This is a genomic window from Vibrio ouci (genome assembly GCF_004551525.1).
Taxonomy (GTDB): Bacteria; Pseudomonadota; Gammaproteobacteria; order Enterobacterales; family Vibrionaceae; genus Vibrio; species Vibrio ouci.
In genome coordinates, this window is sequence record NZ_SATR01000345.1 from 1 (window position 1) to 475 (window position 475).

Below are 475 nucleotides of genomic sequence, written 5' to 3' on the forward strand. Positions count from 1 at the left end.
GCTTTCCAGATCATTAAAGAACAGCTCATTTGGACATCTGAGTCAAAAGTTATGGACAAAACACCGAAAGGTGCTTTCCAGATCATTAAAGAACAGCTCATTTGGACATCTGAGTCAAAAGTTATGGACAAAACACCGAAAGGTGTTCTGGAAAATCAAACCAGGCCAGCTTGGAGAACACTTTGGTGCACGTTTTTCTTCCTCCTTTATGAGTTGTCTCTTTCTTCTTTTGACCCAAAATAATGTSACAATGTCCCCTCCAGCTTTCCATCCATGTGCTTGCCCTCTTGRATCAATGAATTAMCCAAATAAATCAAATGTTATTTRTTGTGTGGACATGTARGATCATGGATKGTGYTTGGGCTGATTTGGAGGGTGATTTGGGGCTGATTTGGGGCTGAATTTAAGCATCAAATAAGGATACAAATGTACATATTATTTGGGCTAAGATTGACATTGAAACCTTGAGTGTTTG

General features: G+C 39.1%; 1 protein-coding gene. It reads left to right on the forward strand.

What is annotated here, in order from left to right:
• Nucleotides 1-243: hypothetical protein (locus ELS82_RS28015; RefSeq protein ID WP_167489570.1), on the forward strand; the 243-nt coding region annotated here is incomplete at its 5' end.
• Nucleotides 244-475: the final 232 nt, after the last annotated feature.